This is a genomic window from Microcoleus sp. Pol11C2, assembly GCF_036701505.1.
Classification (GTDB): Bacteria; Cyanobacteriota; Cyanobacteriia; order Cyanobacteriales; family Microcoleaceae; genus Microcoleus.
This window is the reverse complement of record NZ_JAUBQX010000015.1, coordinates 110486-117976: the sequence shown is the minus strand read 5'-3', so window position 1 is coordinate 117976 and position 7491 is coordinate 110486. Positions and strand designations below refer to the sequence as shown.

At 46.5% G+C, this 7491-nt stretch carries 5 protein-coding genes and 1 tRNA gene; 2 read left to right on the top strand and 4 right to left on the bottom strand.

Annotated elements, in window-relative coordinates; all coding sequences use genetic code 11:
* Window positions 1–161: 161 nt before the first annotated feature.
* On the top strand, window positions 162–674 hold the full coding sequence (locus tag QUA42_RS11690; protein WP_333137437.1) for a GNAT family N-acetyltransferase: 513 nt from the start codon (window positions 162–164) through the stop codon (window positions 672–674).
* A 401-nt stretch (window positions 675–1075) separates the two neighbouring features.
* Window positions 1076–1666, top strand: coding sequence for an SMI1/KNR4 family protein (locus tag QUA42_RS11685; protein ID WP_333137436.1), 591 nt, complete (start codon window positions 1076–1078; stop codon window positions 1664–1666).
* Between the two features lie 119 nt (window positions 1667–1785).
* On the opposite strand, the gene QUA42_RS11680 is transcribed toward QUA42_RS11685, so the two are convergent.
* The 4 genes from QUA42_RS11680 to QUA42_RS11665 all read right to left on the bottom strand — a co-directional run bounded on the left by QUA42_RS11680 (window position 1786) and on the right by QUA42_RS11665 (window position 7477).
* Window positions 1786–1867, bottom strand: a tRNA-Leu gene (locus QUA42_RS11680).
* 216 nt (window positions 1868–2083) lie between these two features.
* Entirely contained in the window at window positions 2084–2791 is a 708-nt protein-coding gene (locus QUA42_RS11675; RefSeq protein ID WP_333137435.1) for a peptidoglycan-binding protein, read from the bottom strand.
* Between the two features lie 613 nt (window positions 2792–3404).
* Window positions 3405–5825 carry a sucrose synthase gene (locus tag QUA42_RS11670; RefSeq protein WP_333137434.1) on the bottom strand — a complete coding sequence of 807 codons (2421 nt, stop codon included), beginning with the start codon at window positions 5823–5825 and terminating at the stop codon, window positions 3405–3407.
* A gap of 128 nt (window positions 5826–5953) precedes the next feature.
* Window positions 5954–7477: a carboxypeptidase M32 gene (locus tag QUA42_RS11665; RefSeq protein WP_333137433.1), complete on the bottom strand. Its 1524-nt coding sequence runs from the start codon at window positions 7475–7477 to the stop codon at window positions 5954–5956.
* Window positions 7478–7491 lie beyond the last annotated feature (14 nt).

The window sequence follows — 7491 nt, the reverse complement described above, 5'->3', positions numbered from 1 at the left end:
AAATACATCAATATAATTGCACGGATAAAATTAATTAGGATTGCTCTAGGTATAGAAAATCATTTAGGATTGCTATAGTTAAGGTAACAGAGTATGATTTTATTCAGGGTAAGTGAGGGGCGATCGAGCCAATATTACCTGGGAAAACTCGGATCTCAGCTATGACAAGTTTGACGTTCAAAGAAGTTATGATTAATCTACGCTCCGCGACCTCCGCTGATTTGAATCTGTTACGACACTGGGATGAGCAACCTCACGTAATTTCGTCAGATCCTAACGAGGAGTGGGCTTGGGAGGTGGAACTTGAGCGCGCGCCCAATTGGAGGGAGCAATTGATTGCCGAAATCGATGGTCGTCCGATCGGATTTGTCCAGATTATTGATCCGGCACATGAGGATAGCAACTATTGGGGTGATGTCACGGCGGATCTTCGTGCAATTGATATTTGGATTGGGGAAGAAACCGATTTAGGCAAAGGCTATGGAACGAAAATGATGCAACTTGCAATTGTCAGATGTTTCGCAGATCCGGCGGTGAAGGCTGTCCTCGTTGAGCCGCTTGCCAATAATACTCGCGCCCACCACTTCTATGAAGGTCTTGGCTTTCAATTTATCGAGTACCGAAAGTTCGGTGACGATGATTGCTTTGTTTATCGTCTGAACCGAGTAGATTGACACCATGAATTGAGAAGGCATCGCTGTAGCAGCAGTCCGTGAGCGATCGCACAAATCTACAAGTTATTTTTTGAGCCGTGATTTGAGAATATTAGATGTTCCTTGACGTAATAGATTAGAAAGTTGTTGTCATAGTCGCTAAAAATTAAGCTAAATTCAGGAATGATTGAACGAACCGTAGAGGACGCAGAGGAGGGGAAAGAAGATGGAAAAAAGGTTCAGATTGAAGCAATTGAGCGTGGTTAGGATTGCTATAATGACCTCAGCGCTCGTTAGAGTCGATAAAAAGTAGCAGGGCAAAGAAAGTCAGCACCCCGGTTGAATTTTAGGCGGTTAAAACCGCTATCTCGCTTTCCTCTCAGTTCTCGCATAGACTGAGTTTCTAGCTTCGGAGGTTTCTCATGAAAATAATTTGGGAAAGAATTCATAATTGGCTGGCAGCCAATGCACCTCAAGTGCTGAAAAGTCTCAAACCAGGCGCTACTGATGAGGAGATTTATCGCGCAGAAGCATTCTTTGGTGTAGAGTTTCCCGAAGATTTCAAGCTGTCTTACCGCGTGCATAACGGTCAGGATGAAGAATCTTATTCCCTGTTCCCCCACTTGGAGTTCCTCTCTCTCGAAAGCGCGATCGAAATATCTGAAAAATGGCAGGATTGTTCAGACGATAATTTTAGGTGCGATCGTGAAAATATTTTTGAAGGAATCAGGAACGGTTGGTGGAACCCGAATTGGACTCCATTCACAATGGAAAGCAATGGTGCTTGCGAATGCGTAGATTTAGCCCCAGCAGCAGGCCGAAATGTTGGACAAGTCATTATTGTTGAGTGGCAGGAGCCTACTAGAGGGCTTATTGCACCTAATTTTCGCGTTTATCTGGAGACCTTTGCAGATGCACTAGAGCGAGGAGAATATTGGTTCTCTGACAATGGTTATGGGTTAGTCGTAGTTGACTTTGAAATACTTGATCGTGCAGTTGATTGTGCTCGATAGCGTCAGTCAGTCAAGTGTCAAGAATCAGCGTCTATTGAGAAGGGTGAGTATGTCAAAAATAATTTGTTACTGTACAGTAACAAACCTGAAACTATTGATGTACAAAGCTGTGAGAGTAGTGCGGATAAAAGGACTTGAACCTTCACTCCTTTCGGAACCAGAACCTAAATCTGGCGCGTCTGCCAATTTCGCCATATCCGCATTTAGACATTCAATTACTCTAGCACACAACAGAGCGATCGGTCAATCGATTTTAGATTTTAGATTTTAGATTGAAGAAAGCGACCCACTGATAAATCCGCAGGGTTATGACCAAATTGCTCGATCGCCCAACATCGAGAAACCCGGTCATTTTTGGACACCGGGTTCAATCATGAGTTATCGCCACAGCAATTTTCCGTAATTTTCACTTGTCACTTACTTTTGGCCGAGCGCCTTCCAGGTTGTTTCGTCCACCATGCCGTTAGCCATCAAACCCTTATACTGCTGAAAGTTCTTGACAGCCGTAGCAGTGCGAGCGCCAAAAATGCCGTCGATCGGGCCCGGATCGTAACCCTGTATTTCCAAACGCACCTGTAGCGTCTTCACCTTGGAACCGACAGCGCCTTTATTTAGAAGAGGAGGATTTCCGGGAACAGCAGCATTGCTCAGAATAGGAGCATTGCTCTGCACAGTTTCAGAAGCCGATGCCGGATCTGCTGCTAAAGCTGTCCAAGTTTCTTTGTCCACAATGCCATCTGCGTTCAAACCCTTAGACTGCTGAAAGGCACGAACCGCCGATGTAGTGCGAGAGCCATAGGTACCGTCGATCGTCCCCACCTTGAAACTGTGCACCTGCAACCGTTGCTGTATGGCGGCAACTTCTGGCCCGTCAGCTCCCGCCGAGATAGTTTTTTCCTTTCTCACTGGTGGCTGCTCGCCCGCGTAAAAAGGCTTGTTAAACATATCTGCTTGGGACTTTCCGTCGGGCGATGCTGAGGCACCCGGATCGGCGGGAGCCGTAAAGTCTCTGCGGTACTGTTCCTGCACCAAGGGTTCGGAGTCAAAAGCAGCAATTGCCTTTCGGGTTAAGCCGGGAGCTAGCAGAGCGATCAAGCTGAAAATCGTAACAGTAGTCACACGCATAAATTTCATCCTGTTAGTAAGGTTTGACAAGGTTTCCCTGTTTTCAAGTTTCTAAATCTAATTGTATTACCCGGACAGCTTTCTGAGACATATAGCAAAAGCAAGAAAGAAGAACGCCCTTCTACTTTGCTATCGGGTAACAAGAAGTCCGAGGGAAGGGGTAATAGACCGCATTGGTTTGAGCCATTAAGAAAGTTCTAAGCGTCTGGCGCGGTTGCTATATCTGCCCCGGTCTCTAGAATTTCAGCACTCGGGACACCAGCGCTCACAACTTACCTGTTAGAAGTAGGGGCCGGTTCGCACTATTCCTAATAAACCCGCTTGATTCCGAGATGTTTCGTTACCAAAGCTCATATTTTCGTATAAACCACGTCTTTTAGCCTCAGTCTTATGGTACAAAACCTGCCGTCATTCACAAATCTTTACAGGCGAATTTTCTACAAAGTTGATCTATGAAAGGCGAAGTTTTTTCCTTCAATCTCCGCGTAATATCAATTTCGGTTGTATGGAGAATTATTAAACCCCTCTTGACGCAGAGGATACAGAGAAAGAAAAGAGAGAGAGGAATAATTCCGATACCAAGGGATTTCATATAAAAAGCAAAACTCGCGACTTATCGATTTGCGTGTTCTGCCAATAAAGCCTTTGCTCTTGGCTTGTAAATGAGATAAAACAGCGATTCTATGTAGCGGAGCATATCTTCGCGGTTTTCTTTGGACGAGTAGTTCCAAAAACCGTAAGTCCGGGTCAGCGTCAGCAGGTTGGTAGTGTGAATTTTCCACGTATACGTGCTGTAAACTCGGTCAATTCCTCGCGTTGAAATTTCATACCAATAGTTGGGATTGTGTTCGCACTTCGATAAAAAATCTAGAATTTTTTGGGCAGTATCCTCGTGGTTGGTCGGGTTGATATAAAACCCATTTACGCCATCTTGAATAATTTCCAGCGGGCCACCAAACTGCGTCCCCAAAGTTGGAATACCGGTAATCATTGCTTCGAGAATTGTCAAGCCGAAAGCTTCAAATAATGCTGGCTGAACAAATATACCTTGGGCGTCGGCGATTACCCGGTAGATTTCGCCGGACAGGCTTTTGGAAAGCCTCACTCCCAACCAGCGAATTTTACCGTGAAGGTTGTATTGGTCGATAATTGCGTAGAGCTTTTTAATTTCTTCTGCTTCTTCGTAGTCTTCGGTGTCTTCGACCCGCAGCTTCCCAGCAACTAGAATTAAGTTGCATTTTTCTTGCAATTCCGGGCTTTTGCCAAACAATTCTGCTAAGCCTGTCATGTTTTTAATGCGAGCGAGCCGGGCCATCGAAAATAAAGGCCGCTTGTGCGGATTGTCGAGTTTTCCAAAGACTTGTTCCGGATCTTCTAGAGTAAACAGCAGTTCGTTGAGCCGATCGCGATCCTCTTGCACCCGGTCTTCCATCCGCCTGTAGGGAAAGTACACACTTTCGTTAACTCCCGGCGGCACTACGTTGAATTTAGGGCTGAACAGTTCAATCCCGTTCACAACGTGGTACAGATCCGGCATGGTAAAACAATGGTAAGATTCGTACTGGCCGACACTATCGGGTTGGCCCACAATCTCTTGATAGGTGCTGCTGACAATACAATTAGCTGCATTCATGGCAATTATATCGGCCGTAAATTGCAGCGAAAAATGGTACTTTTCCTCTGATTCTTGCCAGTAGAGATTGCTTAACAAATATTTAGATTTTTCCAGCGCATGGGCAATATTGCATTGAGTAGCTTTGAGTTTGCGAGACAGCAAAAACGCTACCAAGTTGCCGTCGGAATAGTTGCCGACAATTAAATCGGGTTTGCCCTGAAACTCAGCCAGCAGTTCTTTTTCTGCATCGATCGCGTAAGTTTCCAAATAAGGCCAAATCTCGAATCTAGAAATCCAATTTTGAGTCAGTTTGGGATTGAACTCCCGGAAGGGAACCCGCAAAATCCAAGCATTTTCTGTGCCGTGAACTTTTTCCAAACGTTCGTTGCAGCGCGTTCCGTCGCTGTTAGGAATTAACCGGGTGAGAATAATTACTTTAGGTTTGACTCCTAAACTATCGAGACCGGCAAGATGAATGTCTTCTTGCAGTTGTTTCTCTAAACTTTTGGCTTGATCAAGGACATAAACTACCTGACCTCCCGTATCCGGTCGCCCCAAAACTCCTTCTTGGCCGAACCAGCCGTGAGGAGAAACTAGGACGATGTTGAAAATCATCGGAAGGCGAGAAATAAATGCTTCTAGGGTTTGCGGCTCGGGGGAATCAATTAATTCGTCAAGAAGTCCTAGGGTTTCATGTACGCGGGCGGCGGTATTTCCCCAACCTGCCTCGAAACCCATCATTTGCAGAACTAATCGAAATCTCTCGTAGGGTTCTTCTTCAGAAATATCGCTGACCAAGGTGAGGGCTTTTTTGATGTGTTCGGAAAGTTGTTCTTGGGATTTTATGCGATCGTTAATTAGTAATTGTACGCCGTTGTAGCGGTGAATGCCCAAGAAATTAAAGAGAGTTTCCTGCGATTGTCTGGGGTCTTGAAACAGTTTGCTGGAAAGGTATCGGTTGAGGAATTGCACTCCTTTGCCGATGTTTTTCGGGTCGCGAATTGTGGGAGAATAATCGTAAAAAGGACCGAAATCTAGTTCGAGAATGTCGCCTTCTTGGGGGTGAAAGTGGTTGACGAAGCGATCGCGCACATCGAGCAATTCTTGCACTGTCATCTGCTCAACAGTCAAGTCGTCTGCAACTCGCACTATTTCCATTGTAGCAATTTTTGGTCGCAGCAGGACGCAAAGGCTGCCATCTTCGAGAATAATTTCCTGAACGTAGTAAATCAGTTTGCTTAAAAGAGAAGATTGATGGAACTGTTCGGGCTTTTCGTATTTGGTGCAGTAGACGGCAAAAGCGTTAACTATATCGTTTCGCAGTAAATAGTTGTTTCCCAAAGCGCGTAAATCGCTGGCAAACTGACGCAAGTCGGCTTTTTCGTCGCTGGCAATAACAGCCTGAAAAAGTTCAGACATACATACTCCGTTATTTAAAACTTTTTATTTACGCTGTGAAATTAGGCGATACTCAAACAGTATCGCCCTTTTTTGAAGCGCCTACTTTTTTTGTAATTTTAAAGTCTGCAATCTGAACTGGCTATCCCTCAAATGACATAAAACTCCCCGTATTTGTGGCGAATGTAGCGGATAAAGGGATCGATAGTTAAAGGTGAACCTGTAACGCGATCGATCAATTCGACAGCGGTGTATTTGCGGCCGTGCTGGTAGATGTTTTGTTTTAGCCAGTCGTGGAGTACGGTAAAATTGCCCTGTTCTATTTCTACGGGAATTTCAGGATTGATTTTTACTGCTGTTTCGTAGAATTGGGCGCTCATTAAGTTGCCCAGGGTGTAACCTTGGAACATTCCGCCGATCGTACCAACATACCAGTGAACATCTTGCATCGCGCCTTCGCTATCCGTGGGAGGGACAACGCCGAGGTCGGTTTTATAACGTTCGTTCCAGGCTTCGGGGAGGTCTCGCACTGCTAGTTTTCCCTCTACCATTGCCAATTCTAGGTCAAAGCGGATGGCGACGTGGAGGTTGTAGGTTACTTCATCAGCGTCGGTGCGGATGAGCGATCGCGAGACTTTGTTAATTGCCCGGTAAAATGCGTCAGTGGATACGTGTCCCAACTGTCGCAAAAATATGCCTTGGAGTTGCGGGTAGAAACATTCCCAAAAACCGCGGCTGCGCCCGACCAGATTTTCCCAAAGTCGCGATTGACTTTCGTGAACCCCGGAGGAAATGCCACCTGCCAGAAGCGTGCCTTCAAATTCCGGGGAATTTCCGAGTTCATAGAGGGCGTGTCCGGCTTCGTGGATGCTGCTGAACAGTGCTTGATCCAAGTGGTCTTCATAGACGCGGGTGGTAATTCGCACATCGTCTATGGAGAAGTTGGTCATGAACGGGTGCAGGGTGGTGTCTTGCCGTCCCCGTTGGAAGTCGTACCCCATGCGTTCTACGACTTTGCGGGTGAATTCTAGTTGCTGCGATTCTGGGAAGTCTTGGTGCAAGCAGGAGTCGTCGGCAGGAGGTTGCGACGTGATGGCTTCGACTATCGGCACTAATTCTTGACGCAGTTGGGCGAAAAGCGGGCGCAGCAGGGATACTTTCATGCCGTAGTCGCTACGATCGATCAAAGGATCGGCGATGTGTTCGTAGCCGGGGAAAAAGTCGGCGTATTGCCTGCTTAATTCTAGGGTTTTTTCTAGATACGGCTCAACGGCTGCGAAGTTGTTTGCCGCCCTGGCCGCGGCCCAAGCTTCGTAGCTGTCGGCTTGGTGGCGACAGAGTGCGGACATGAAGGTTGCGGGGACTCTGGCGGCGCGATCGTAGTCTCTGCGGGCTATGCGAATCAGGCTGGCTGCGGTGGAGTCGTAGGGGAGGGTTTGTTCGTAGAAACGCAAGTCTTCTAGGAGTTCACCAATTTTGGGATCGGTAAATTTTTCGTGGGATATTTGTTTGAGAGTAGCCAACTGGCGGCCTCTGGCACTTGCACCTTTGGGGGGCATATAAGTTGATTGATCCCAATGCAGCAGCGACGAGGCTGATTCGATGTCGTTAACTTCTCTGAGGTGGGCTGCCAGTTGAGCGAATTTTGCTTGAGTTTTGTCTAGGGTTTGCATGATTGGGGTTTATG